The sequence below is a fragment of the Rhodococcus pseudokoreensis genome, assembly GCF_017068395.1.
Taxonomy (GTDB): domain Bacteria; phylum Actinomycetota; class Actinomycetes; order Mycobacteriales; family Mycobacteriaceae; genus Rhodococcus_F; species Rhodococcus_F pseudokoreensis.
In genome coordinates this window covers 7320843-7345603 of sequence record NZ_CP070619.1, presented here as the reverse complement: position 1 = coordinate 7345603, position 24761 = coordinate 7320843, and the positions used below count along the sequence as shown (strand labels likewise).

Sequence of the window (24761 nt, the reverse complement as noted above, 5' to 3'; positions counted from 1 at the left end):
ACAATTCCGCGCGCCGCCTCGTTGACGTACGGCGTACCATAAACCCGGCGAAAGGCGCAGTAGTGACAGCAGAGCCCACCCTCGCCGGCTGCGCGGCCACATTCGTCTCCGCCGACCCTCCCCGCGACTCCCGCCTGGTGTTCTGGAGCGATTCACCGGACGGACCGCAGCCACCGAATACCGATTCCCGCACCGGGATCTTCACCGGGGAAGCTGTGAACAGCGTTCCGACGCAGAATGTTTCCCTCGCCGACGCCTTGCCGATGCTGCTCTCGCTGGCACCCGGCGACACAACGCATCGATCGGTCACGTTCTGGGCCGCCTCCGCCCGCACCGCCCTCGGCTACCTCGGGGCGGGCAAGGTTCTTCCCTCGGTCACACCGCACGGCCGCGACGTCTGGCGACTCGGCACCCTCGACGACGAGGACGCATCACACCTGCGTCTGCTGGCCGCCGCCCTCCCGCCGGAGGCCCGCGCCATCCCGCTCGGGGATCCGCCCGCCGAGGGAGTCCGCCTCCCCGCCGCCGTGGACGTCCTGCGCGACTTCCTCACCGCGGTCGTCGACACCCTCCCGCGACTCGGTTCGCCCGCCCACGCGGGCCCCTACCTGACCTGGGATGCCGAACCCTCCCCGGGACTGCACGCGTGGGCGGACGCCCAGGCGCCCGAGGCGATCGCGCTGTCGTTGCGGATCGACCCCGTCGATCCCGGCGCGGTCGATCTCTCGGACAGCGAGTTCGACGCCACGGTCCAGGTGCACGGTGTCGCGCGGCCCGGAGTGGTGTGCGACGCCGTCGACCTGTGGCGGCATCCGACGCTCGCCGAGTCCGCGTTTGCCGCCGACCCGCGGATCGAGGTTCTCGGCGCCCTCCGCCGCGCGGCCGAGGACTGGGCGCCCCTCGAAGATCTGCTGCGGGCGGAAGCGCCGCACCGCATCCGTCTCGAGGACGACGACCTGGCCTCCCTCGCCGGGGACGCCGGCCGTCGGTTGCGCGAGCGGGGCGTCCAGATCCATTGGCCGCGCGAACTCGTCGCCCAGACCTCGACCCGCATCATCCTCGGCGACCCCGGATCCCGCGAGGGCGCAGCCGCTTTCGGCGGCGACCGTGCCTTCGACTTCGCCTGGCGCGTCGCGGTGGGCGAAGACGTACTCACGCGGGAAGAGATGGAAGCGCTCGTGTCGGCGAAGCGGCCAGTCGTGAAACTCCGCAACCGGTACGTCGTCGCGGACTCCGACACAATACGAAAGACACTTCAGAGGCGGACCGGAACGATGACGGCCGTCGAGGCGCTGCGGGCCTCGCTGACCGGCCGGGCCAGGCGCGGCGACGACGACGTCCGCGTCGATTCCTACGGGGCGGCCGCGGCCGTGGCGCGGGAGTTGTCCGCCGGGGATCCGGAGGCCGTGCCGGCGCCGACAGCCCTGCGCGCGCAGTTGCGGGACTACCAGCTGACCGGCTTCCGCTGGCTCGCCGGGCTCACGTCGCGGGGCCTGGGCGCCTGCCTCGCCGACGACATGGGCCTGGGAAAGACGTTGACCCTCATCGCGCTTCACCTGCACCGGCAGCAGAACCCGGACACGGCAGGACCCACGCTGGTGGTCTGTCCCGCGTCCCTGCTGGGGAACTGGCGGCGGGAGATCGAACGTTTCGCACCGGGCACCGGTGTCCTCGTCCACCACGGCCCGAAGCGCCGGCCTCCCGGTGAAACGGTCGCGGACGCCAGCGACACCGTCGTCCTCACCACGTACGCGACGATGCGGCTCGACGGCGAAGTTCTCGCCGGCACCGCGTGGGGTCTGGTCGTCGCGGACGAGGCGCAGCATCTGAAGAACCGGGCCGCTGCCGTGACGCGGGCGCTGCGGACCATTCCGGGACAGGCGCGCGTCGCCCTCACCGGCACACCGGTGGAGAACCGGCTGAGCGACCTCTGGTCGATCCTCGACGGCGTCACCCCGGGTCTCCTCGGCCCGTACGCGCAGTTCCGCCGCCGCTACGACGGCTCGGCCGACGAGGACGGGCCCGACCGCGCGGCGGAGTTGGCGGCATTGATCTCGCCGTTCGTCCTCCGGCGCAGGAAGTCCGATCCGGGGATCGCCCCCGAACTTCCACCGAAGACCGAGATCGACCTCGACGTCACTCTCACCCCCGAGCAGGCCGGCATGTACGAGGCGCTCGTCCGCGAAGCCATGGAACGGATCGAGACGAGCGAGGGCATCGGGCGGCGCGGCAGCATCGTGTCGCTGCTGACCGGTCTGAAGCAGATCTGTAATCACCCCGCCCAGTACCTCGGCCAGGAACATGCCGCGCTCACCGGCCGTTCCCACAAGATCGGTCTGCTCGACGAGCTGATCGACACCAATCTGTCGGAGGGCGGGCGTTCCCTCGTGTTCACCCACTTCACCACGATGGGACGACTGCTGCGACGGCACCTGACGACGCGCGGAGTGACGTGCGAGTTCCTGCACGGAGGCACGTCCGTCGCGGCCCGGGAGGACCTGGTCGAACGCTTCCAGGACGGCGACATCCCCGTCCTGATCCTGTCCCTCAAGGCCGCAGGCACCGGGTTGAACCTCACCCGGGCCGATCACGTCGTCCACTTCGACCGCTGGTGGAACCCGGCGGTCGAAGATCAGGCCACCGATCGTGCGTACCGCATCGGTCAGACGCACCCGGTTGTCGTGCACCGCCTCGTCACCGCGGGAACCATCGAGGAACGCATCGCCGCCATGCTCGGGTCCAAGCGGCAACTCGCCGACTCGGTCCTGGCGCACGGCGCCGACGCCTTCACCGAGCTGACCGACGGCGAACTCGCCCGGCTGGTGGCCCTGAGCCCCGACTACGACTTCGGAGGTGACCTGTGACCGACGCCGTCACGCATCCCCCCTTCCCCGTGCAGAAGGGCCGCCGCACACGCGGCAGGACCTGGTGGGCGCAACGCTGGGTCGACGACGTCGAGCAGGCCGCGCTCGACTCGGACACGCTGAAACGCGGACGCGCCTATGCCCGTGGCGGACTGGTCGGTCCGCTCACGTTCGCGCCCGGGCTCGTCTCCGCGGACGTGCACACCGACGACGAGAGCCTGCACGTGCGGATCCGGGTGGACCGGCTGGACGAGCGCCAGTGGGGCGAGGTGCTCGCGACCCTCGCGTCGCGGAGCGGTCACGTCGCCCAGTTGTCGAGCGGGACGCTCCCCCGCGAACTCGACGAGGATCTCGCGGCCGTCGACGTGTCGCTGATTCCGTCGATGTTCGACGCCGACGCAACCTGCACCTGCGAGGAGTGGGACGTGCCGTGTCGCCACGCCGCCGCGGTGCTGTATCAGGCCGCGTGGGTCCTCGACGACGACCCGCTGCTGTTCTTCCTGCTGCGCGGACGCGAGGGACAGGAGATTCTGCAACGCAGGCACGGCGCGCACGCGGAGACGTCCCGGTCGTCCTTCGACTATGCGTGCGTCCCGGTGCCCGCCGCGGATGCCTACGCCGCAGTGTCCGGACCGCTTCCGACACCGCCGCGCCCCGGCGGAAGCCCGGTGCGGCCACGCTGGCTCGACGACGCTCCCCCGGAAGTTCGGGCCGACGCCGTGTGGTCTGCGATCGTCACTGCGATTTCGCGATACGGAGACCGTGTCTGAGGTCGTCCGCCGGCCCCGGCACCAGGCTGGGTGCGACCACCCGGGCCCCGGTCGCCGGATACGGCGTGCAGATCTGGACGTCGTGCACGAAGCACCAGCGCCAGTTGTCCCCCGCATGGAGCGACTGGACGATCGGATGACCGCTGCGTTCCGCATGGTGTCGTGCGTGCCGCATCGGTGATCCGTCGCTGCATCCGACATAGCCGCACGTCAGGCACAACATCAGGTGCTCCCAGCGGGTACCGAGTGCGAGACAGCCCTCGCACCCGTCCGACGTGTGCGCGACGACATCGCGAATCATGTTCAGATCGGGATCGTGCCAATTACTGGATTGGGTCATAAGTGCCACCCCTCAGTTACCTAGATTGGCGGCTGATCCGTCTCGCCACATGGTCACGGCGGAACGAAAGAATCCCCCGAAATCCGGCCTCACCGGACAGCGTCCCGGTTTCGACGGCGCAAAACGGGGTAGTTCCATGCCATGGATCTGGATGCAGCCCCAGACCCGAGGGTGGATCACACCCCGCGGGCCACGAACCTGTCGGCGGTGCTGGCCGTGACCGCACACATGCACGACTGCGGGAATCGGGACGAGATCCTGACCCTGCTCGCCGAAGCCCTCCCCGAACTCGGTCCCTTCTCGATCGAACCCGTGACCGTGCTGACGGGCGAAGTCCCCGACGACGACGTCTGGCGGCACCGCGTGTTGCTCGACGATTCGTGGTCCAGGCCGGTGTCGCTGACACTGCGGGCCGACTACCCGCCGACGCCGGTGCAGGCGACGCTCCTCGAGTTGTTGATTCAGCACACGGGGTCGGCCCTGCGCGCCGCGTCGCTCCGCTCCCGGGCCGCCACCCAGGAACGCCAACTGCGCGAGGCCACGGGCGAGATCACCGCGATCGGCACGAGGGCCGCACAACTCGAGGAGGAAGCGAAGATCCACCGCACGTTCGGGCGCCTCGCCGCGACCGGCGCCGATGAGACCGCCATCGCCGAGACCCTCCACCAGGTGACCGGACTCGCTGTCGGCATCGAGGACGCGTTCGGCAATCTTCGTGTCCGGTCCGGCCCGGACCCGTCCGGGCCGGCGCTCCGGTACCGCAAAGTCGGCGGCGGGAACCGGGTCGACGTCCTGCGCCGCGCCGCGATGGAGGGGCGCCCGCTGCGGGACGACAACCGGATCGTGCAGTTGGTCCGGCCCGGACAGACACTTCTCGGTGTCCTGTATCTGTCGGACCCGGACCACAAGGCCACCGACCTCGACACCTTCGCCCTCGAGCACGCCGCGACGATGCTCGCGGTCGACATGGCGCACCGTAGAGCGCTCGCCGAGACGGAGGCGCGGCTGAGCCGCGACCTGGGTGCCGACCTACTGGCCGGCACCGACGACGACAGCGCCTACTCGCGGGCCGACGCCCTCGGCTACGACCTGCACACACCGCAACGCGTGCTGGTCGTCCACTGGGGTCCGGACACATCCGTCGAGACCGTCACGGAAGCGTTCCGCCGTCACCTGACGGCCACCGACTCGTCGGCCCTCCTCGTTCACGGCAACGAGCACCGAACCGGTGTCCTCGCCGCCGTCATGGACGCGAAGACGGACGTGAACACCGTATTCGCAGCGTTGGAGAAATCGCTCGGCCCCGCCGTCGGTGTGGTCGGGGTCGGATCCGAATGCACCTCTCCCAGCACACTCCCGGAGTCGTACACGCACGCGATGCGGGCCCTCGAAATCCGGAAGCAGTCGCTCTCTCCTCGCGGTGTGGCGTTGTTCGACGAACTCGGCGTCTACCGCATTCTCGACTCGCACAGCAGTACCGGAGATGTCGAGGCATTCGTGCAGGAATGGCTGGGCCCCCTGCTCGACTACGACCGAGAGCACCGCAGCACGATGACGGCCACCCTCGCCCAATACCTCGAATGCGGCGGCAAATACGACGAGACCGCGCAGGCCCTCAGGATCCACCGCAGCACCCTCCGGTACCGGATGTCCCGCATCCACGAATTGACCGGCCGTGATCTCCGCAGTGTCGACACCCGCCTGAATCTTCATCTGGCATCACGGGCGCTGCAGGTCCTGGCCGGCGGTGCGCCGGGGTGAAAGGGTGTGTGCGGCAACGCTTGCCATCAGGAACGTTGCCCGGAAATGCCGAAAGCCCCCCAACACGGTTGGGGGGCTTTCGGTAACGGATGTTCGGCGGTGTCCTACTCTCCCACACCCTGTCGGGTGCAGTACCATCGGCGCTGGAGGGCTTAGCTTCCGGGTTCGGAATGGGACCGGGCGTTTCCCCTCCGCTATGGCCGCCGTAACTCTATGAAACTGTCACACGGAACATCAGCGAAGACACAACCCACACATCGTTTTGATCGATGATGGGTGTGGTTCTTCATTCTTCAGTTCTGAAACGTGTGTGTTGTTTCAGATACTGCACAGTGGACGCGTAGCTTCTTTGTGGTAAGTCCTCGGCCTATTAGTACCAGTCACCTGCATGCATTACTGCACTTCCAGTTCTGGCCTATCAACCCGGTGGTCTGCCGGGGGCCTTACCCCCTCGAGGGGGTGAGAAACCTCATCTTGGAACAGGCTTCCCGCTTAGATGCTTTCAGCGGTTATCCCTTCCGAACGTAGCTAACCAGCGGTGCTCCTGGTGGAACAACTGGCACACCAGAGGTTCGTCCGTCCCGGTCCTCTCGTACTAGGGACAGCCTTCCTCAAGTTTCTAACGCGCGCGGCGGATAGAGACCGAACTGTCTCACGACGTTCTAAACCCAGCTCGCGTGCCGCTTTAATGGGCGAACAGCCCAACCCTTGGGACCTACTCCAGCCCCAGGATGCGACGAGCCGACATCGAGGTGCCAAACCATCCCGTCGATATGGACTCTTGGGGAAGATCAGCCTGTTATCCCCGGGGTACCTTTTATCCGTTGAGCGACACCGCTTCCACTTGCCGGTGCCGGATCACTAGTCCCGACTTTCGTCCCTGCTCGACCTGTCAGTCTCACAGTCAAGCTCCCTTGTGCACTTGCACTCGACACCTGATTGCCAACCAGGCTGAGGGAACCTTTGGGCGCCTCCGTTACATTTTGGGAGGCAACCGCCCCAGTTAAACTACCCACCAGGCACTGTCCCTGAACCAGATCATGGTCCGAGGTTAGAGGTCCAATACGATCAGAGTGGTATTTCAACAACGACTCCACACTCACTGGCGTGAGCGCTTCACAGTCTCCCACCTATCCTACACAAACCGAACCGAACACCAATACCAAGCTGTAGTGAAGGTCCCGGGGTCTTTTCGTCCTGCCGCGCGTAACGAGCATCTTTACTCGTAATGCAATTTCGCCGAGTCTATGGTTGAGACAGCTGAGAAGTCGTTACGCCATTCGTGCAGGTCGGAACTTACCCGACAAGGAATTTCGCTACCTTAGGATGGTTATAGTTACCACCGCCGTTTACTGGGGCTTAAATTCTCAGCTTCGCCACAAGTGGCTAACCGGTCCTCTTAACCTTCCAGCACCGGGCAGGCGTCAGTCCGTATACATCGTCTTACGACTTCGCACGGACCTGTGTTTTTAGTAAACAGTCGCTTCTCACTGGTCTCTGCGGCCCCACCCAGCTCACACTGCAAGAGTGATCACCGGACGAGGCCCCCCTTCTCCCGAAGTTACGGGGGCATTTTGCCGAGTTCCTTAACCATAGTTATCTCGATCGCCTTAGTATTCTCTACCTGACCACCTGTGTCGGTTTGGGGTACGGGCCGTGTGAAAGCTCGCTAGAGGCTTTTCTCGGCAGCATAGGATCACTGAATTCGCCTCATTCGGCTATGCGTCACCTCTCAGGCTTCATGAACGGCGGATTTGCCTACCGTTCGCCCTACAGGCTTACACCAGTATTACCACTGACTGGCTCAGCTACCTTCCTGCGTCACCCCATCGCTTGGCTACTACCAGATCAGGTCCCATGCATCCACATCCAGGGCCCCCGAAGGGACGTAAGGACGCTTCAGGATGGTTAGTATCACTGATTCACCAGGGGCGCGTTCACACGGGTACGGGAATATCAACCCGTTGTCCATCGGCTACGCCTGTCGGCCTCGTCTTAGGTCCCGACTCACCCTGGGCGGATTAACCTGGCCCAGGAACCCTTGGTCATTCGGCGGACGAGTTTCTCACTCGTCTTTCGCTACTCATGCCTGCATTCTCACTCGTGTGGCCTCCACGGCTGGGTCACCCCGCCGCTTCCATGGCCACACGACGCTCCCCTACCCACCCACACACCTGCCGGCCCTCCCGCAGGAGAACCGGAGACTATTGTGTGAGTGCCGCAGCTTCGGTGGTGTACTTGAGCCCCGCTACATTGTCGGCGCAGGATCACTTGACCAGTGAGCTATTACGCACTCTTTCAAGGGTGGCTGCTTCTAAGCCAACCTCCTGGTTGTCTTCGCGACCCCACATCCTTTTCCACTTAGTACACGCTTAGGGACCTTAGCTGGCGATCTGGGCTGTTTCCCTCTCGACTACGAACCTTATCGCCCGCAGTCTCACTGCCGCGCTCTCACTCACCGGCATTCGGAGTTTGGCTGATTTCGGTAAGCTTGTGGGCCCCCTAGACCATCCAGTAGCTCTACCTCCGGTGAGAAACACGCGACGCTGCACCTAAATGCATTTCGGGGAGAACCAGCTATCACGGAGTTTGATTGGCCTTTCACCCCTACCCACAGCTCATCCCCTCAGTTTTCAACCTAAGTGGGTTCGGTCCTCCACGACGTCTTACCGTCGCTTCAACCTGGCCATGGGTAGATCACTCCGCTTCGGGTCTAGAACATGCCACTAAAGATCGCCCTATTCGGACTCGCTTTCGCTACGGCTACCCCACACGGGTTAACCTCGCGACATGCCACTAACTCGCAGGCTCATTCTTCAAAAGGCACGCCATCACCCCCAGTGACAAGTCACTCGAAGGCTTTGACGGATTGTAAGCGCACGGTTTCAGGTACTATTTCACTCCCCTCCCGGGGTACTTTTCACCTTTCCCTCACGGTACTAGTCCGCTATCGGTCACCAGGGAGTATTCAGGCTTATCGGGTGGTCCCGACAGATTCACACCAGATTTCACGGGCCCGGTGCTACTTGGGTTTCCATCACGACAGTCATCATGTTTTCGTGTACGGGATTCTCACCCTCTACGACAGGCCGTTCCAGACCACTTCCACTAACACAATGATTTCTTACTGTCGGCCAACACGGCAGCATTGACAAGATGAACCCCACAACCCCACGAATGCAACACCTGCCGGCTATCACACATCCATGGTTTAGCCTCTTCCGCTTTCGCTCGCCACTACTCACGGAATCACTATTGTTTTCTCTTCCTGTGGGTACTGAGATGTTTCACTTCCCCACGTTCCCTCCACACACCCTATATATTCAGGTGCGGGTAACACGACATCACTCGTGCTGGGTTTCCCCATTCGGACATCCTCGGATCTCAGCTCGGTTGACAGCTCCCCGAGGCTTATCGCAGCCTCCTACGTCCTTCATCGGCTCCTGGTGCCAAGGCATCCACCGTACGCTCTTCATTACTTACAACAAAGATGCTCGCGTCCACTGTGCAGTTCTCAAACAACACACAACCAACCACCCACACAGACACCAGACCAGACACCAAGAAGAGCCGAAACCCTCCACAGCGCCCGCGGTTTGACCTGCAGTGCTTGCTTGTCGTCACTTTCCTGTAGAGGAAACACATTGCGTGTTCTCTCAGGACCCAACAGTGCATCGATATATCACCCGCCGGCCGACCATCCGGTCGACCGCAGCGCGGGAAAAGTTGTCAGTGTTCCACCCATGAGCGTCTGCCGTTCCACATGCGGGAACGAAACAGTCTCTGCCAGAGGAGAATCAACCTGTGTTGATCGCCTGCTGGAGATGTGCTCCTTAGAAAGGAGGTGATCCAGCCGCACCTTCCGGTACGGCTACCTTGTTACGACTTCGTCCCAATCGCCGATCCCACCTTCGACGGCTCCCTCCCACAAGGGGTTAGGCCACCGGCTTCGGGTGTTACCGACTTTCATGACGTGACGGGCGGTGTGTACAAGGCCCGGGAACGTATTCACCGCAGCGTTGCTGATCTGCGATTACTAGCGACTCCGACTTCACGGGGTCGAGTTGCAGACCCCGATCCGAACTGAGACCGGCTTTAAGGGATTCGCTCCACCTCACGGTATCGCAGCCCTCTGTACCGGCCATTGTAGCATGTGTGAAGCCCTGGACATAAGGGGCATGATGACTTGACGTCGTCCCCACCTTCCTCCGAGTTGACCCCGGCAGTCTCTTACGAGTCCCCACCATTACGTGCTGGCAACATAAGACAAGGGTTGCGCTCGTTGCGGGACTTAACCCAACATCTCACGACACGAGCTGACGACAGCCATGCACCACCTGTATACCGACCACAAGGGGGGCCGTATCTCTACGGCTTTCCGGTATATGTCAAACCCAGGTAAGGTTCTTCGCGTTGCATCGAATTAATCCACATGCTCCGCCGCTTGTGCGGGCCCCCGTCAATTCCTTTGAGTTTTAGCCTTGCGGCCGTACTCCCCAGGCGGGGCGCTTAATGCGTTAGCTACGGCACGGATCCCGTGGAAGGAAACCCACACCTAGCGCCCACCGTTTACGGCGTGGACTACCAGGGTATCTAATCCTGTTCGCTACCCACGCTTTCGCTCCTCAGCGTCAGTTACTGCCCAGAGACCCGCCTTCGCCACCGGTGTTCCTCCTGATATCTGCGCATTTCACCGCTACACCAGGAATTCCAGTCTCCCCTGCAGTACTCAAGTCTGCCCGTATCGCCTGCAAGCTCGAGGTTGAGCCTCGAGTTTTCACAGACGACGCGACAAACCGCCTACGAGCTCTTTACGCCCAGTAATTCCGGACAACGCTTGCACCCTACGTATTACCGCGGCTGCTGGCACGTAGTTGGCCGGTGCTTCTTCTGCAGGTACCGTCACTCTCGCTTCGTCCCTGCTGAAAGAGGTTTACAACCCGAAGGCCGTCATCCCTCACGCGGCGTCGCTGCATCAGGCTTTCGCCCATTGTGCAATATTCCCCACTGCTGCCTCCCGTAGGAGTCTGGGCCGTGTCTCAGTCCCAGTGTGGCCGGTCACCCTCTCAGGTCGGCTACCCGTCGTCGCCTTGGTAGGCCATTACCCCACCAACAAGCTGATAGGCCGCGGGCCCATCCTGCACCAGTAAACCTTTCCACCAACAGCCATGCAGCCATCGGTCATATCCGGTATTAGACCCAGTTTCCCAGGCTTATCCCGAAGTGCAGGGCAGATCACCCACGTGTTACTCACCCGTTCGCCGCTCGTGTACCCCGAAGGGCCTTACCGCTCGACTTGCATGTGTTAAGCACGCCGCCAGCGTTCGTCCTGAGCCAGGATCAAACTCTCCGTTGAAGACTCAAGATGACCGGCAGAACCGGCAATCAGTCATAGACATCGAGTCAAATCACTAGCAAAAAAACTCAAACTAGCTTCAATCAAACACTGACCCCCCATCCGACGGAAGAAGGAGGAAGGGCCAGCAAATACCCACACCACACACGCCCCGAAACCCGAAGGCCCCGAAAGCAATTCGTGATGCGGAGTACCAAAAACATTTGGCACTGACATTCATCGACACACTGTTGAGTTCTCAAAGAACACGCGCACACCATCACCACCGAAGTATCAACTTCGGCCGCTCCGGGGCAACCGTTCTATCTTATCCTACCAGCTTCACCGGCGCAAGCCGTGACGCTGATCAAGATCAAACCGGGATTGAAGCACCACCATACACGGCAGTGAACTTCCGATTTACCAGGCGCCTTCGTCCAACCTCGTGTCCCCCGCCTTCCGGCCGGGGTCGGTGTCCGTGTCGCTCTGACCTGGAATAAGTTACGCGAAGGGAAACTGCTTGCCAAATCGCCAGGTCACGGTGTTTACATTTGGGGATTCCGCTGGTCAGAGCTGGTGTGCCCCTACGGATCCGGGGCTTTGCCGCTCATACCGGCCGCTGTGACGCCGGACTCACCGTGCAGAACCGGGTTCCGCGTCGACTCGTTCGATGAGGCCACCGAGTTCCTGGAGGATCTCGACGAAGCGGGGATAGCCGCGGTCGATGTGAAAGACGTCGTGCACTTCGGTCACCCCGTCGGCGACGAGACCCGCAAGCACGAGGCCGGCGCCTGCCCGGATGTCCGAGGACCACACCGGCGCACTCGACAGCTGGGCGATTCCCCGGATCACGGCGTGATGACCGTCGGTCCGGGCATCGGCGCCCAACCGGATCATCTCTTCGACGAAGCGGAACCGCGCCTCGAAGACGTTCTCCGTGATCATCGACGTTCCCTCCGCGACCGCCGCGAGCCCGATGGCCATCGGCTGCAGGTCGGTGGGGAAACCCGGATACGGCAGGGTCGCGAAGTTGACGGCCGTCGGCCGCGCTTCCTGGACCACCCGGAATCCGTCGGCCTCGGCCGTGACCTCGGCGCCGGCCACCCGCAGTTTGTCGAGCACCAGGCCGAGGTGCTTCGGGTTGACCCCGCGCACGCGCACATCGCCGCGGGTCATCGACGCGGCGATCCCCCACGTCGCCGCAACGATCCGGTCACCGATGACGCGGTGCGTGGTCGGCTCGAGCTTGGGGACGCCCTGGATGGTCAGTGTGGACGTGCCGGCACCGAGGATCTTCGCGCCCATCTGGATCAGCATGTTGCACAGGTCGACGATCTCGGGTTCGCGGGCCGCGTTGTCGATCACCGTCTCGCCCTTGGCGAGGACGGCGGCCATCAGGATGTTCTCGGTCGCCCCGACCGAGGGGAAGGCGAGCCGGATGTTCGCACCGTGCAGGTCCTCGGCCTGTGCGACCACGCAGCCGTGCTCGATCGTGCTGTGCGCACCCAGCAACCGCAGCCCCGACTGATGCATGTCGAGGGGCCGCGAACCGATGGCGTCGCCACCGGGCAGCGCGACCACGGCGCGACGGCAGCGCGCGACGAGCGGTCCGAGAACACACACGGACGCGCGGAACTGACGTACGGCCGCGAAATCGGCGTGATGTTTAGGTTCGGCGGGTGTCGTGATCCGGACGACGGAATCGTCGAGGTCCACCTCGCAGCCGAGGCCGCGCAGGACGTCGGCCATCAAGGGAACATCCAGGATGTCCGGACAATTGGTGACAGTTGTGGTGCCCTCAGCCAACAGCGCTGCCGCCATCAGCTTGAGAACGCTGTTCTTCGCGCCCCCGACAGACACTTCACCTACGAGGCGGTTACCGCCGGTGACAAGGAAGCGTTCGCTCACAGAACACAGCCTAGAGCCAGGGATGCCGACACCGGAGGCCGGTACCGTAACGCTATGGCCGTACACCTCACCAAGATCTATACCCGGACCGGCGACGACGGGACCACCGGACTCAGCGATTTCTCCCGTGTGTCGAAGAACGATCCGCGGCTGATCGCGTACGCGGACTGCGACGAGGCGAACGCCTCGATCGGGGTTGCGGTGGCGCTGGGCGACCCGCCGGAGGAGATCCGGTCGATACTGCGGCAGATCCAGAACGACCTGTTCGATGCCGGCGCCGACCTCTCCACCCCGGTGGAGGCCGAACCGAAATACCCGCCGCTGCGCATCACCGGCGAGTACGTCGATCGCCTCGAAGGCTGGTGCGACGAATTGAACGAACGCCTGGAGCCGCTGAACTCCTTCATTCTCCCGGGCGGAACGGCGCTGGGAGCGCTGCTGCACGTAGCTCGGACGGTGACTCGTCGCGCCGAACGGTCCGCGTGGGCCGCCGTCGACGCGAACCCGGAGACCACCAACGCTCTTCCGGCGAAGTACCTCAACCGGCTGTCGGATCTGCTGTTCATCGTCAGCAGGCTCGCGAACCCCGAAGGCGACGTGCTCTGGAAGCCGGGAGCCGGGAAGTCCTGATCAGAGTCGGCGACCGCGAACCGATCGGCCGGACGGTCGCGATTCGACCCAGGACAGGAACGCGGTCAACGCTCCCCCGTCCAAGGCGATCTCGTACGAGCTCCCGCGGTCCTTGACCGACAGGATGATGATCTCCTCGGACATGATGTCGAATTCGGAGCCCTCGGGGCTGCGACGACCTGCGACCTCGATGCCCTGGCGCTCGATGCGCGAATCGGGGCCGGGTCGCAGACTCGACAGTTTGAAGAAGACGAGGGAACCCTCGCCGTAGCGGATGACGCCGTGACGCCACCCGGTGTCTCCCGGGGCAGGCGTCACCCGGAGGATCGCCGCGGTGCCCCCGCGGCGCAGAACTGCAAGCCGATACAAAAAGACCGCGACGAAGGCCGCGAGCAGCACAACCAGAATGATCAACACAGTCATTCCGATTGTCACTGTTCGTCGGCTCCGTCGCGGTCTTTCTCGTGCAGCCTAAGCGCGCTCTACAGCGCGGACCCGACCCTTGGCGACAGCAATCGCCTCGAGGTCGTCTCCACTCTCTGCGAGCACGGCCTTGGCCGCTTCCACATCGATGTCCTCGGCCAAGTCGGCTGACTCGGCGAGGATCGTGACTGTCTTCGCGGTCACGGACAGGAATCCGCCGTGCACAGCAGCGACGATACGCTCACCGTCGGCCGTCGTGATCGCAACCACTCCGCCCTCGACCAGCTGTCCGAGAACCGGCTCATGCCCAGGCATGACACCGATCTCGCCCTCGGTCGTCTGTGCGCTGACGAGAGTCGCCGAACCAGACCACAACCGTCGCTCCACGGCGACGAGTTCCACGGTCATCTCAGCCATCGTCGACTACTTCCCGGCGATCTTCTTGGCTGCAGCCTCGACGTCGTCGAGTCCACCACAGCTGTTGAACGCCTGCTCGGGCAGGTGATCGAACTCGCCCTTGCAGATGCGGTCGAACGCCTCGATGGTGTCGCGGAGCGGCACCACGGAGCCGGGCTCACCGGTGAACTTCTCGGCGACGATGAAGTTCTGGCCGAGGAACTTCTGCAGGCGACGGGCACGGCCGACGAGCACCTTGTCCTCTTCCTGCAGCTCGTCCATACCGAGGATGGCGATGATGTCCTGCAGTTCCTTGTACTTCTGCAGGATGCGCTTGACCTCGTTGGCGACCCGGAAGTGCTCGGCACCGACGATGCCGGGCTCCAGGATGCGGGAGGTGGAGGTCAGCGGGTCCACAGCGGGGTAGATACCCATCTGCGAGATCGGACGCGACAGCTCGGTGGTGGCATCGAGGTGCGCGAACGTCGTGGCCGGCGCCGGGTCGGTGTAGTCGTCGGCGGGCACGTAGATCGCCTGCAGCGAGGTGATGGAGCGGCCTCGCGTCGAGGTGATGCGCTCCTGCAGCTCACCCATCTCGTCAGCCAGGGTCGGCTGGTAACCCACGGCCGAAGGCATACGACCGAGCAGGGTCGACACCTCGGAACCGGCCTGGGTGAAACGGAAGATGTTGTCGATGAACAGCAGCACGTCCTGGCCCTGGACATCGCGGAAGTACTCCGCCATGGTCAGAGCGGACAGGGCGACGCGCATACGCGTTCCCGGCGGCTCATCCATCTGGCCGAAGACAAGGGCGGTGTCCTGGAGGACGCCCATCTCTTCCATCTCGAGGTGAAGGTCGGTGCCCTCACGGGTGCGCTCACCGACGCCTGCGAACACCGAGGTTCCGGAGAACTCGCGGGCGATACGGGTGATCATTTCCTGGATCAGAACGGTCTTGCCGACACCGGCACCACCGAACAGACCGATCTTTCCACCCTTGACGTACGGGGTGAGGAGGTCGATGACCTTGATACCGGTCTCGAGGATCTCGGTCTTGCCCTCGAGCTGGTCGAAGGCCGGTGGCTTGCGGTGGATGCCCCACTGCTCGCCGTCGCGACCCGTACCGGGAGCGTCGAGGCAGTCGCCCAGCGCGTTGAAGACGTGGCCCTTGACGACGTCACCGACGGGAACCGAGATCGGCTTGCCCGTGTCGGACACCGAGGTGCCGCGGATCAGACCGTCGGTGGGCTGCATCGAGACGGTGCGCACCAGGTTGTCGCCGAGGTGCTGTGCGACCTCGAGGGTCAGCGTCTTGGCGACCGAGGGGAGCGTGATCTCGGCGTGCAGGGCGTTGAACAGTTCAGGAATGGCGCCACGCGGGAATTCAACGTCCACGACGGGACCGATGACCCGCACGACGCGGCCGGCGACGGACGAACCCGAGCCTGCCCCGTTGTTTTCGGTTACTGCTGCGGTCATTGCTTAGTCACTTCCTGCGCTCGAGGCGAGCGCATTCGCGCCGCCGACGATCTCGCTGATTTCCTGGGTGATCTGGGCCTGGCGAGCCTGGTTTGCCTGACGGCTCAACGTGTTCACCAGTTCGTTTGCGTTGTCCGTCGCGGCCTTCATGGCGGTACGACGGGCAGCCGACTCCGACGCCGCAGCATCCAGCAGCGAGGAGTAGATGCGGGTGCTGATGTACTTCGGCAGCAGGGCACCGAGCAGCTTGTCGGGTTCCGGCTCGAAGTTGTATCCGGCGACCGGTTCCGAGTTGCTGGACCCGTGACCGTTCGTCAGCATGTCTTCGCCGAGTTCGACGTGCTCCTCGGAGACCATCACCTCGAGGGGAGCCATCCGGCGAACCTCGGGAGACTGGGTCAGCATCGACACGAAACGGGTGTAGACGATGTGCAGCTCGTCGACGCCTTCGATGGTGCCCTCGCCGTTGGGCGCGGGAACCTCGGAGCCGGATCCGGCCATGAACAGGTCGACCAGGTGCCGGCTCGCCTTGGCAGCGTCGGAGTAGCCCGGATCCTGGGAGAATCCGGTCCACGCACCCCCCAGATCGCGGTCACGGAACGTGTAGTAGCCCAGACCCTTGGATCCGAGCACGTAGATGACCGGATCCTTGCCCTCGCTCCGCAGCAGCTGGAACAGCTCCTCGGCCTCCTTGAGGACGTTGGAGTTGTATCCGCCGCACATACCGCGGTCGCTGGTGACGACCAGGACCGCGGCACGCTTGGGATCGGTGCGCTCGTTGAGCAGCGGGTGGTCCAGCGAAGCGGACGCGCTCGCCAGCTCCGAGAGAACCTTCGTGATCTCCTCGGCGTACGGCTTGGCCGCGGCGACGCGCGACTGTGCCTTCGTGATCCGCGAGGTCGCGATCAGTTCCTGGGCCTTGGTGATCTTCTTGGTCGAGTTGACCGACTTGATGCGAGACCTCAGTTCGAGAATGCTTGCCATCGATCGATCACTCTCCCTTCATGTTTCGCAGCATCATGGGCAGGCCGCTCACTTGCTGACGGTGGTGCGCTTGACGTTGATCTGCTCGTGGCCGACCTCGCCGGCGTCCAGAGCTTCAGCCTCGGCCTCGTTCACGACCCGGCTTCCGTCGGACGCGAGGAAGGTTTCCTTGAACTTGTCGGTCGCCTCGACCAGCGCCTTGGCGTTGTCGGCGTCGAGGGCCTTGCCGCCCTTGATGCTCTCGTACACGCCGGAGGCGGTGCGGTGCAGCTCGTCGAGCAGTTCGGCCTCGAAGCGACGGACGTCGCCGACGGGCACGCTGTCGAAGACACCCTCACCGGCGAGGTAGATCGACACGATCTGGTCCTCGACGGGGATCGGGCTGTACTGATCCTGCTTGAGCAGCTCCACCAGGCGGGCACCACGCTCGAGCTGTGCCTTCGAGGCGGCGTCCAGGTCGGAGGCGAAGGCGGAGAACGCCTCGAGCTCACGGAACTGGGCCAGCTCCAGACGCAGCGAGCCGGAAACCTTCTTCATGCCCTTGGTCTGCGCGGCGCCACCGACACGGGACACCGAGATGCCGACGTTGATGGCGGGACGGACACCCTTGTTGAACAGGTCCGACTCGAGGAACACCTGACCGTCGGTGATGGAGATGACGTTGGTCGGGATGTAGGCCGAGACGTCGTTGGCCTTGGTCTCGATGATCGGCAGCGCGGTCAGCGAACCGCCACCCAGGGCGTCGGACAGCTTGGCCGAACGCTCCAGCAGGCGGGAGTGCAGGTAGAAGACGTCACCGGGGTATGCCTCACGTCCCGGCGGGCGACGCAGCAGCAGCGAGATGGCGCGGTACGCCTCGGCCTGCTTGGTCAGGTCGTCGAACACGACCAGGACGTGCTTGCCCTGGTACATCCAGTGCTGACCGATGGCGGAGCCGGTGTAGGGCGCGAGCCACTTGAAACCGGCGGAGTCGGAGGCCGGGGCCGCGACGATGGTGGTGTACTCCATCGCGCCCTGCTCCTCGAGGGCAGCCTTGACGCCCGCGATGGTGGAGCCCTTCTGGCCGATCGCGACGTAGATGCAGCGAACCTGCTGCTTCTCGTCGCCGGTCTCCCAGTTGGCCTTCTGGTTCAGGATCGCGTCGATGCAGACGGCGGTCTTGCCCGTCTTGCGGTCGCCGATGACGAGCTGACGCTGTCCGCGACCGATCGGGGTCATCGCGTCGATGGCCTTGATGCCGGTCTGCAGCGGCTCCTCGACGGGCTGACGCTCGAGCACCGAGGCAGCCTGCAGCTCGAGGGCGCGGGTCTCGTCGCTCGCGATCTCGCCCAGGCCGTCGATCGGCTGGCCGAGCGGGTTGATGACGCGGCCGAGGAAGGCGTCGCCGACGGGTACCGACAGCACGTCGCCGGTCCGCTTGACTTCCTGGCCTTCCTGGATGTTCTCGTAATCGCCCAGGATGACGGCACCGATCTCGGTGGCATCCAGGTTGAGCGCGACGCCCAGAATTCCGCCGGGGAACTCCAGCAGTTCGTTGGCCATCGCCGAAGGCAGGCCACTGACGTGCGCGATGCCGTCGCTGGTGTCGGTCACGACGCCGACCTCTTCGCGGGAGGCCTCCGGGGAGTAGCTCGCGGTGTAGTTCTCGATCGCGCTACGGATCTCGTCGGAGGAGATCGTCAGCTCCGCCATGTTTTTCCTGCTCTCGGTGTCTGGTCTTCGAAAAGATCTGGGGTATGGGGTTCGGTTGCGGACTACTTGAGGGACTTCCGCAACGCTGCGAGACGTCCCGCTCCGCTGCCGTCGATCACCTCGTCGCCCACCCGGACGACCAAGCCGCTGAGGAGTTCAGGATCGACCTCCACGTGAACCGTCACCGGCTTCCCGTAGGTACGGGTGAGGGTGGCGGTCAGCCGATCCGACTGCTCACTGGACAGCGGAGCAGCGCTGCGCACCTTGGCGACAACGGCCTTCCGCTGTGCTGCTGCCAGATTCGACAGTGTGTCGAAGGCGTCCGCGGGTGCGGAGTTCTTCAACCGGCCCACTGCCTGGGTCGCCAATGCCTCGGAGACCGCGGTGACCTTGCCGTACAGCAGCTTGGAGAGCAGGTCACGCTTGCCCTTCGCCGGTACGGAACGGTCGGACAGTGACTGCTCGAGCTTCGGGTCACCGGCAACGATGCGGCCGAGACGGAAGAGCTCGTCCTCGACGGCGTCGAGCTGTCCCTGATCGGCCGCTGCCTTCAGCAGCGATTCCCGACCGAGGAGCACCAGCGAGTTGAGCAGGTCGGAGGTGGCGGACCAGTCCTGGCCCACCGCCGCCTTCAGGACGGCGAGGGTCTCGGCCGAGACCTTGCCGCCGAACACCCGCTCGGCCAGACCTTCGCGAACGCTCCCGGTCGTCGAGGTGTCCGACAGCGCGCTCCGGAGAGTGCGCTGCTCGTCCAGGATCTCGACGACCGAGAACAGCTCGGCCCCGATCTGGGCCGCGGCCGCTGTGGCTGCTCCGGCAGAGACGGATCCCAAGGCCGAAGACAACGCAGCACGGGTCTGCGTCAAGGCCTCACGGCTCGCTGCGTACATGGTGCTCACTTCCCTGCTGCGGAATTTGCGCCGATGGAGTCGAGCTCGTTCAGGAATCGATCGACCGTGCCTGCCCGCTTCACGTCGTCGGCGAGGGACTCACCGATGAGCTTCTCAGCGAGGTCGACGGCGGTGCGGCCGAGATCGCCGCGCAGTTCGGCAACGATCTGCTGACGCTGGGCAACCAACTGGTTGTTGCCGGCGGCCACGATGCGGTCGCTTTCTTCCTGAGCCTGTGCCTTCATTTCGGCGATGATCTGCTGCCCCTGGGTGCGCGCGTCCTCACGGATCTGCGCAGCCTCGGTGCGAGCTTCGGCCAGCTGGGCGCGGTACTGCTCGAGCGCCGCCTTCGCTTCGGCCTGGGCCTCTTCGGCCCGCTTGATGCCGCCGTCGATCTGCTCGGTTCGCTCGGCAAGGACCTTCTGGAACATCGGAAGGACGTACTTCCAGAAGACGAAACCAACGATGACCAGGCAGACGATCGACCAAACGATGTCATACGTCGCGGGGAGGAGAGGGTTGTGGCTCTCTTCCTCTGCCGCGAGCAATGCGATGTTGGCTGCCATGACGGTCTTAGAAAATGAAGCCGGCGACGAGGCCGATCAGCGCGAGGGCTTCGGTGAAGGCGATACCGAGGAACATCGTGGTACGAACCTGTCCGGCCATCTCGGGCTGGCGAACCATGCCCTCGATTGCCTTACCGACGACGATACCCACGCCGATGCCGGGGCCGATCGCGGCGAGGCCGTAGCCGATGGCTCCGAAGCCCTTCGCCGTGGTGGTGGTCTCGACCGCTTCCTGTGCCAGGTACGCGAGGCTCATGGTGTTTCGTTCCCTTTCTGTTGACCTCCACCGTGTTCGGCGAGGCTCAGTTCTTGGTGTAGCTGGTCGTGAAGCTTGGTGGTGCTCAGTGCGAATCCGCGTGCAGTGCCAGGTCGATGTACACCGACGTGAGCAGCGCGAAGACGTAGGCCTGCAGGAAGATCACCAGCAGTTCGAAGAAGGTGAATGCAATGCCGGCGGCAAGCGAGGCCACACCGAACACGGCCTGGAACCCACCGGAGACGAAGAAGAAGTACTGAGTGGCGCTGAAGAACAGCACCAACAGGATGTGGCCGGCCAGCATGTTGGCCATGAGACGAACCATGAGCGTGAACGGCCGGAGGACGAACGTCGAGATGAACTCGATCGGCACGAGCAGGAAGTGCAGCGGAAGCGGCACACCCGGAACCACGATGCTGCTCTTCACGTACTTGAAGAAGCCGTACTTCTTGATGCCGACGTAGTTGAACACGATGTACGCCAGGGCAGCGAGCACGAGCGGCATGCCGATTCGCGCGTTCGGCGAGATGTTGATGAAGGGGATGATGCTGCCGAGGTTGCTGGCGAGCACCAGGAAGAAGATGGTCGTGATGACCGGCAGGAAGCGCTTGCCCTGCTCCTTGCCGAGAATCTCTTCCGCGATGTTGATCCGGACGAAGTCGAGCGCGATCTCACCGATGTTCTGGACACCGCGAGGAATGATCTTCGGGCTGCGCATCGCGATGACGAAGAAGAGCATCATCAGCGCGGACAGCAGGATGCGAACCAGCATCAGGCGGTCGAGTTCGAACGGAGTCCCTTCGAACAGGACCGCGGGCGGGAAGAAGTCGTTCAGGGAAGGCGCGTGGAATTCTTCCGCGGCCACGTTGATGACGCTCAGCGTTCTCTCCCGTAGTCGGTCCGCAGCCTTCGTTGACTGCGGTTCGATCGGACATTGACGATCAAACAAGTCGACAAGCTCGACTCGCGTATTCGTCAGCTGCTGAGGACTGTTCGAGTCCAGCGTCTGTCGGTGTCGGCGACTCTCGTCGACTCGGCGGCCCTGGATGTGCGGCCACCTACAAGCATGCAATACCGGCGAGTAACTGACTCGCACTCTCATTGCTCTCGCTTGACCCAGACCTTAGCAAGTCATCTACGACGTTGTGTAGACGGGGTCGGGGTCGATTCAATTTTACTACATCTCGTAGTACTACTTATCGTCCGAATCGGACGATCCTGCGTCGTCCGACGGCGTGGGTTCGACGTACGGCGCCTTGGTCCCGAGCACTCCGAACGTTTCCGCCCCCAGCACGATGACCAGCGAAAGCACCATGACCAGCACCAATGCCGTTTTGTCGTAGAAGTCGAGCGGTTTGAGGATCGCGAGGACCGTGATCGCGAGGATCATCTTCAGCAACCACGTACCGAGCAGTACCGCTCCCGCCGTCAGGGCCGGAAGCTTCGCGGTGAACAGCACACCGAGTGCGGTGCACAGGATGAACCCTCCCCCGACGGCCGCACCGAGAAGTGCCCCGTACAGGCCGGGCTTGCCCGCGACGAGAAAAGCGATGATCGAACCGACCACTGCCAGCACGATCAGACCGAGAACTCCGTAGCGGACGGCAGCCCGCAACGACGCGGTGTGATCAGGGGCAGAGGCAGGGGTGAACGTCACGGTCGCCAAGGGTAGTGGATCCTCACCGGTCCGCGGCAACCCTCCCGTCAGCCCCGACGGTCGTGCTGCTGTCCCCGAATCGACGGGACAGCGGTGACGACCAGCGCAAAGACGAGGCCGCCCGCCACCAGGAGCACGACGACGCGACGGTCGAACAGGGCCGAACCGACCGCGCCGAACGCCAGCACACCGACCCACAAGTAGATGAGCAGCACGACGCGGCGGTGCGAGTGCCCGATCTGCAGGAGCCGGTGGTGGAGGTGCATCTTGTCGGGGCTGAACGGGCTGACTCCGGCGCGGGTGCGCCGGACGATGGCCAGCAACAGGTCGAGGATCGGAATGAACATGACCGCGCCGACCAGCAGCAGCGGCGAGAGCAGACCGAGCAGGTCACGGGTGCCGTACGCGGTCAACGGGATGCGACCGGACGCGCTGGTGGAGATGGCCGCGAGCATCAGCCCGATCAGCATGGAACCGGAGTCGCCCATGAAGATCTTGGCGGGCTGGAAGTTGTGCGGAAGGAAACCGAGACACGCACCTGCCAGCGCGGCGGCGATCAGTGCGGGTGGATAAGCGCTGACGTCGCCGCCCTGATCGTGCAGAAGTCCCACCGAGAACACGCAGATCGCGAGCGAGGAGATCAGGCCGAGGCCCGCTGCGAGTCCGTCGAGTCCGTCGACGAAGTTCATGGCGTTCACCATCACCACCGCGACGCCCACGGTGACGAGACCGGCCTGCAACTGGTCGAGGATGACCGTGCTGCCGTCCCCGAACGGCATGTAGACGATGAACCAGCTCACGCCCATCACGACGAGGATCCCGGCCGCGGTGACCTGGCCGACGAACTTGGTGAGCGCGTCCAGGCCCCAGCGGTCGTCGACCACCCCGACCAGCACGATCACGAACCCCGACACCACGGCCGCGGGAATGTCGGAAGTGAACTCGAATCCCCTGGTGAGCGCGGGTAGCTGTTGCGCGAACAACAACGCGACGAGCATGCCGAGATACATCCCGACCCCGCCGAGGCGGGGCGTCGGCGTGACGTGGACGTCCCGGTCCCGCGGCACCGCCACTGCGCCGAACCGCAGTGCGAACAGCCGCACGGCCCCGGTCGCGAGGTAGGTCACCACCGCGGCCGTGAAGAGGACGAGCAGGAGTTCACGCAGCGGGACACCCGCGCCGCCACCTGCTTGGGCCAGCACCGTGCCGGCCGATTCGGCAGCACTCACTGGGCGGACAGACTCTCCGCCGTCACTCCGAGCACGTCGGCGACATCGCCGGTGGGCACCGCGCCTTCACGCAGGATCCGCGGGGTGGCGCCGGTGAGGTCGACGATGGTCGATGCCTGCCCCTGTTCCGCCCGGCCGCCGTCGAGGTACACGCTCGCCGATCCGCCGAGTTGCTCGCGGGCTTCCTCGACGGTCGTGGCGGGCGGGCGCCCGGAGACGTTGGCACTCGACACCGCGAGCGGTCCGACCTCACGCAGCAACTCGAGTGCGACCGGGTGCAGCGGCATGCGCAGCATGACCGTGCCCCGGGTGTCGCCGAGATCCCACGCCAGCGAAGGTGCTTGTTCCACAACCAGACTCAGCCCGCCGGGCCAGAACGCCCGGATGAGGTCGCGCGCCTGCGGGCGCACGCTGTACACCAGGCCGTCGATCGTGTTCCACGAGCCGACGAGCACGGGCACCGGCATGTCGCGACCGCGACCCTTGGCCTGCAGGAGGGCTGCGACGGCCTCGCCGTCGAAGGCGTCCGCGCCGATTCCGTACAGCGTGTCCGTGGGGAGCACGACGAGACGCCCGGCCTTCAGCGCATTCTTGGCCGCACTCAGTCCGGCGGAGCGTGAATCGGGAAGGCCACAGTCGTAAACAGTACTCACCGGTTCATTCTTTCACCCTCGGCGTCGGCCCCTGCACGCTGCGCCTCGATATCCGTTGCGACGCGCCGGGCCACGACGAAGCGCGGCTTCCCCGCCAGGTCCGGGTGCTCCGCGACCTCGCCGAACACCCGGCGGGACGCGAACAGTGCCGCCACGTCGGAGCCGTTCGAGTCGTCGTGCTCGATGCCGACCGCTCCCCCGATCCGCAGCCAGCGCGCGACGTTCGAGATCATCGGCTTGATGACGGACAGACCGTCCGGTCCGGCGAACAGCGCGCTGTGCGGATCGTGATCGGCCACCTCGGGTTCGAGTTCGACACCCTCCGGGATGTACGGCGGATTCGCGACGATCAGGTCGACCCCGCCCTCGAGCCCGGCAAGCAACGTCCGGTCGGTCACGTCGCCCTGATACAGACGAATCGGCGCGTCACCTGCCTGTTCGCGGGCGTCGGCGTTGCGCCGGGCCCACGCAAGAGCATGCGGTTCCAATTCGACGGCGTGCACCACGGCGTCGGGCCGGGCGTTGGCGATCGCCAGCGCGAGCGCGCCCGACCCGGTGCACAGGTCGAGGACCACCGGCGGATGCTGATCGCAGCTCCCGAGGAACGCGAGCGCCCACCCGAGCAGCAGTTCCGTCTCCGGGCGAGGCACGAAAACGCCGGGGCCGACCTCGATGTCGATGTCTCCCATGGCGGCCGTACCGAGGATGTACTGCAACGGAATCCGCTTGGCCCTCTGGTCGACCATCTTCTTGTAGGCGTCGATCACCGACTCGTCGACGAGCGGGACGAGCCCGAGCCGGGTCCGCTCCACCCCCAGCAGGTGTGCGGCGAGCAGTTCGGCGTCCGCACGGGAGCTACGCACCCCGGCCTCGTCGAGTTGCGCGGTTGCGTCGATCAGGGCCAGGCGAAGAGGAAGGCGACTCACAG

Annotated in this window: 19 protein-coding genes and 3 rRNA genes; 4 read left to right on the top strand and 18 right to left on the bottom strand. The window is 64.4% G+C overall.

Translation table 11 applies throughout. The annotated features are described in order from the left end of the window. The first annotated feature begins 62 nt into the window (after positions 1-62). Together JWS13_RS38645 and JWS13_RS38640 are read left to right on the top strand one after the other, a co-directional pair. On the top strand, positions 63-2864 hold the full coding sequence (locus JWS13_RS38645) for a DEAD/DEAH box helicase (RefSeq protein WP_206010550.1): 2802 nt from the start codon (positions 63-65) through the stop codon (positions 2862-2864). Further along, a complete protein-coding gene (locus JWS13_RS38640; protein ID WP_206010549.1) occupies positions 2861-3634 on the top strand; it encodes an SWIM zinc finger family protein in 774 nt (257 codons plus the stop codon). The genes JWS13_RS38645 and JWS13_RS38640 overlap by 4 nt, the downstream gene beginning before the upstream one ends. Here JWS13_RS38640 and JWS13_RS38635 read toward each other — a convergent pair. After that, positions 3600-3974, bottom strand: a complete 375-nt coding sequence (locus JWS13_RS38635; RefSeq protein ID WP_206010548.1) for a UBP-type zinc finger domain-containing protein — start codon at positions 3972-3974, stop codon at positions 3600-3602. The genes JWS13_RS38640 and JWS13_RS38635 overlap by 35 nt on opposite strands. A 141-nt stretch (positions 3975-4115) precedes the next feature. Here JWS13_RS38635 and JWS13_RS38630 point away from each other — a divergent pair, with 141 nt between their 5' ends. Beyond that, a complete protein-coding gene (locus JWS13_RS38630; protein WP_206010547.1) occupies positions 4116-5735 on the top strand; it encodes a PucR family transcriptional regulator in 1620 nt (539 codons plus the stop codon). A 91-nt stretch (positions 5736-5826) separates the two neighbouring features. On the opposite strand, the gene rrf is transcribed toward JWS13_RS38630, so the two are convergent. The 4 genes from rrf to murA all read right to left on the bottom strand — a co-directional run bounded on the left by rrf (position 5827) and on the right by murA (position 12978). After that, positions 5827-5943, bottom strand: a 5S ribosomal RNA gene (gene rrf / locus JWS13_RS38625). Between the two features lie 142 nt (positions 5944-6085). Continuing rightward, positions 6086-9220: ribosomal RNA gene (locus JWS13_RS38620) — 23S ribosomal RNA — on the bottom strand. A gap of 352 nt (positions 9221-9572) precedes the next feature. Beyond that, a 16S ribosomal RNA gene (locus JWS13_RS38615) occupies positions 9573-11091 on the bottom strand. Together the 16S, 23S and 5S rRNA genes form the textbook arrangement of a ribosomal RNA operon. A 612-nt stretch (positions 11092-11703) precedes the next feature. Further along, entirely contained in the window at positions 11704-12978 is a 1275-nt protein-coding gene (murA, locus tag JWS13_RS38610; protein WP_124395821.1) for a UDP-N-acetylglucosamine 1-carboxyvinyltransferase, read from the bottom strand. A gap of 54 nt (positions 12979-13032) precedes the next feature. On the opposite strand from murA, the gene JWS13_RS38605 reads away from it, so the two are divergent. Next, positions 13033-13608 carry a cob(I)yrinic acid a,c-diamide adenosyltransferase gene (locus JWS13_RS38605; protein WP_087558332.1) on the top strand — a complete coding sequence of 192 codons (576 nt, stop codon included), beginning with the start codon at positions 13033-13035 and terminating at the stop codon, positions 13606-13608. Here the strand turns inward: JWS13_RS38605 and JWS13_RS38600 are convergent, their stop codons facing one another. The 13 genes from JWS13_RS38600 to prmC all read right to left on the bottom strand — a co-directional run bounded on the left by JWS13_RS38600 (position 13609) and on the right by prmC (position 24759). Then, positions 13609-14031 (bottom strand): DUF2550 domain-containing protein, encoded by a 423-nt coding sequence (locus tag JWS13_RS38600; protein WP_124395819.1) that lies wholly within the window; start codon positions 14029-14031, stop codon positions 13609-13611. A 48-nt stretch (positions 14032-14079) separates the two neighbouring features. Next, positions 14080-14448: a F0F1 ATP synthase subunit epsilon gene (locus JWS13_RS38595; protein WP_007300053.1), complete on the bottom strand. Its 369-nt coding sequence runs from the start codon at positions 14446-14448 to the stop codon at positions 14080-14082. A 6-nt stretch (positions 14449-14454) separates the two neighbouring features. Then, positions 14455-15906 (bottom strand): F0F1 ATP synthase subunit beta, encoded by a 1452-nt coding sequence (gene atpD, locus JWS13_RS38590; protein ID WP_005252960.1) that lies wholly within the window; start codon positions 15904-15906, stop codon positions 14455-14457. 3 nt (positions 15907-15909) lie between these two features. Then, a complete protein-coding gene (locus JWS13_RS38585; protein ID WP_206010546.1) occupies positions 15910-16890 on the bottom strand; it encodes a F0F1 ATP synthase subunit gamma in 981 nt (326 codons plus the stop codon). A 48-nt stretch (positions 16891-16938) separates the two neighbouring features. After that, positions 16939-18582 (bottom strand): F0F1 ATP synthase subunit alpha, encoded by a 1644-nt coding sequence (gene atpA, locus JWS13_RS38580; RefSeq protein ID WP_012688409.1) that lies wholly within the window; start codon positions 18580-18582, stop codon positions 16939-16941. Between the two features lie 62 nt (positions 18583-18644). Then, a complete protein-coding gene (locus tag JWS13_RS38575) occupies positions 18645-19472 on the bottom strand; it encodes a F0F1 ATP synthase subunit delta (protein ID WP_206010545.1) in 828 nt (275 codons plus the stop codon). A 5-nt stretch (positions 19473-19477) separates the two neighbouring features. Beyond that, entirely contained in the window at positions 19478-20038 is a 561-nt protein-coding gene (locus JWS13_RS38570; protein WP_087558328.1) for a F0F1 ATP synthase subunit B, read from the bottom strand. Between the two features lie 7 nt (positions 20039-20045). Continuing rightward, positions 20046-20294 (bottom strand): ATP synthase F0 subunit C, encoded by a 249-nt coding sequence (locus tag JWS13_RS38565; RefSeq protein ID WP_012688412.1) that lies wholly within the window; start codon positions 20292-20294, stop codon positions 20046-20048. Between the two features lie 85 nt (positions 20295-20379). Further along, positions 20380-21165: a F0F1 ATP synthase subunit A gene (atpB, locus tag JWS13_RS38560; RefSeq protein ID WP_371851572.1), complete on the bottom strand. Its 786-nt coding sequence runs from the start codon at positions 21163-21165 to the stop codon at positions 20380-20382. A gap of 321 nt (positions 21166-21486) precedes the next feature. After that, positions 21487-21960 (bottom strand): Cg1360 family ATP-synthase-associated protein, encoded by a 474-nt coding sequence (locus tag JWS13_RS38555; RefSeq protein ID WP_206010544.1) that lies wholly within the window; start codon positions 21958-21960, stop codon positions 21487-21489. A 38-nt stretch (positions 21961-21998) separates the two neighbouring features. Then, complete coding sequence (locus JWS13_RS38550) at positions 21999-23180, bottom strand: glycosyltransferase family 4 protein (protein WP_124395818.1); 1182 nt, start codon at positions 23178-23180, stop codon at positions 21999-22001. Continuing rightward, complete coding sequence (locus tag JWS13_RS38545; protein ID WP_206010543.1) at positions 23177-23833, bottom strand: L-threonylcarbamoyladenylate synthase; 657 nt, start codon at positions 23831-23833, stop codon at positions 23177-23179. Before JWS13_RS38545 ends, JWS13_RS38550 begins: the two co-directional genes overlap by 4 nt. Continuing rightward, the gene (prmC, locus tag JWS13_RS38540) at positions 23830-24759 is read right to left on the bottom strand and encodes a peptide chain release factor N(5)-glutamine methyltransferase (RefSeq protein ID WP_072946115.1); all 930 of its coding nucleotides are present in this window, start codon (positions 24757-24759) and stop codon (positions 23830-23832) included. The genes JWS13_RS38545 and prmC overlap by 4 nt, the downstream gene beginning before the upstream one ends. Positions 24760-24761 lie beyond the last annotated feature (2 nt).

Excerpts from the sequence above, each read along its gene's own strand:
- JWS13_RS38635 (WP_206010548.1), bottom strand. The coding sequence starts at position 3,974 with ATGACCCAATCCAGTAATTGGCACGATCCCGATCTGAACATGATTCGC.
- JWS13_RS38630 (WP_206010547.1), top strand. The coding sequence starts at position 4,116 with ATGGATCTGGATGCAGCCCCAGACCCGAGGGTGGATCACACCCCGCGG.
- JWS13_RS38605 (WP_087558332.1), top strand. The coding sequence starts at position 13,033 with ATGGCCGTACACCTCACCAAGATCTATACCCGGACCGGCGACGACGGG.
- JWS13_RS38600 (WP_124395819.1), bottom strand. The coding sequence starts at position 14,031 with ATGACTGTGTTGATCATTCTGGTTGTGCTGCTCGCGGCCTTCGTCGCG.
- JWS13_RS38595 (WP_007300053.1), bottom strand. The coding sequence starts at position 14,448 with ATGGCTGAGATGACCGTGGAACTCGTCGCCGTGGAGCGACGGTTGTGG.
- atpD (WP_005252960.1), bottom strand. The coding sequence starts at position 15,906 with ATGACCGCAGCAGTAACCGAAAACAACGGGGCAGGCTCGGGTTCGTCC.
- JWS13_RS38585 (WP_206010546.1), bottom strand. The coding sequence starts at position 16,890 with ATGGCAAGCATTCTCGAACTGAGGTCTCGCATCAAGTCGGTCAACTCG.
- atpA (WP_012688409.1), bottom strand. The coding sequence starts at position 18,582 with ATGGCGGAGCTGACGATCTCCTCCGACGAGATCCGTAGCGCGATCGAG.
- JWS13_RS38575 (WP_206010545.1), bottom strand. The coding sequence starts at position 19,472 with ATGTACGCAGCGAGCCGTGAGGCCTTGACGCAGACCCGTGCTGCGTTG.
- JWS13_RS38570 (WP_087558328.1), bottom strand. The coding sequence starts at position 20,038 with ATGGCAGCCAACATCGCATTGCTCGCGGCAGAGGAAGAGAGCCACAAC.
- JWS13_RS38565 (WP_012688412.1), bottom strand. The coding sequence starts at position 20,294 with ATGAGCCTCGCGTACCTGGCACAGGAAGCGGTCGAGACCACCACCACG.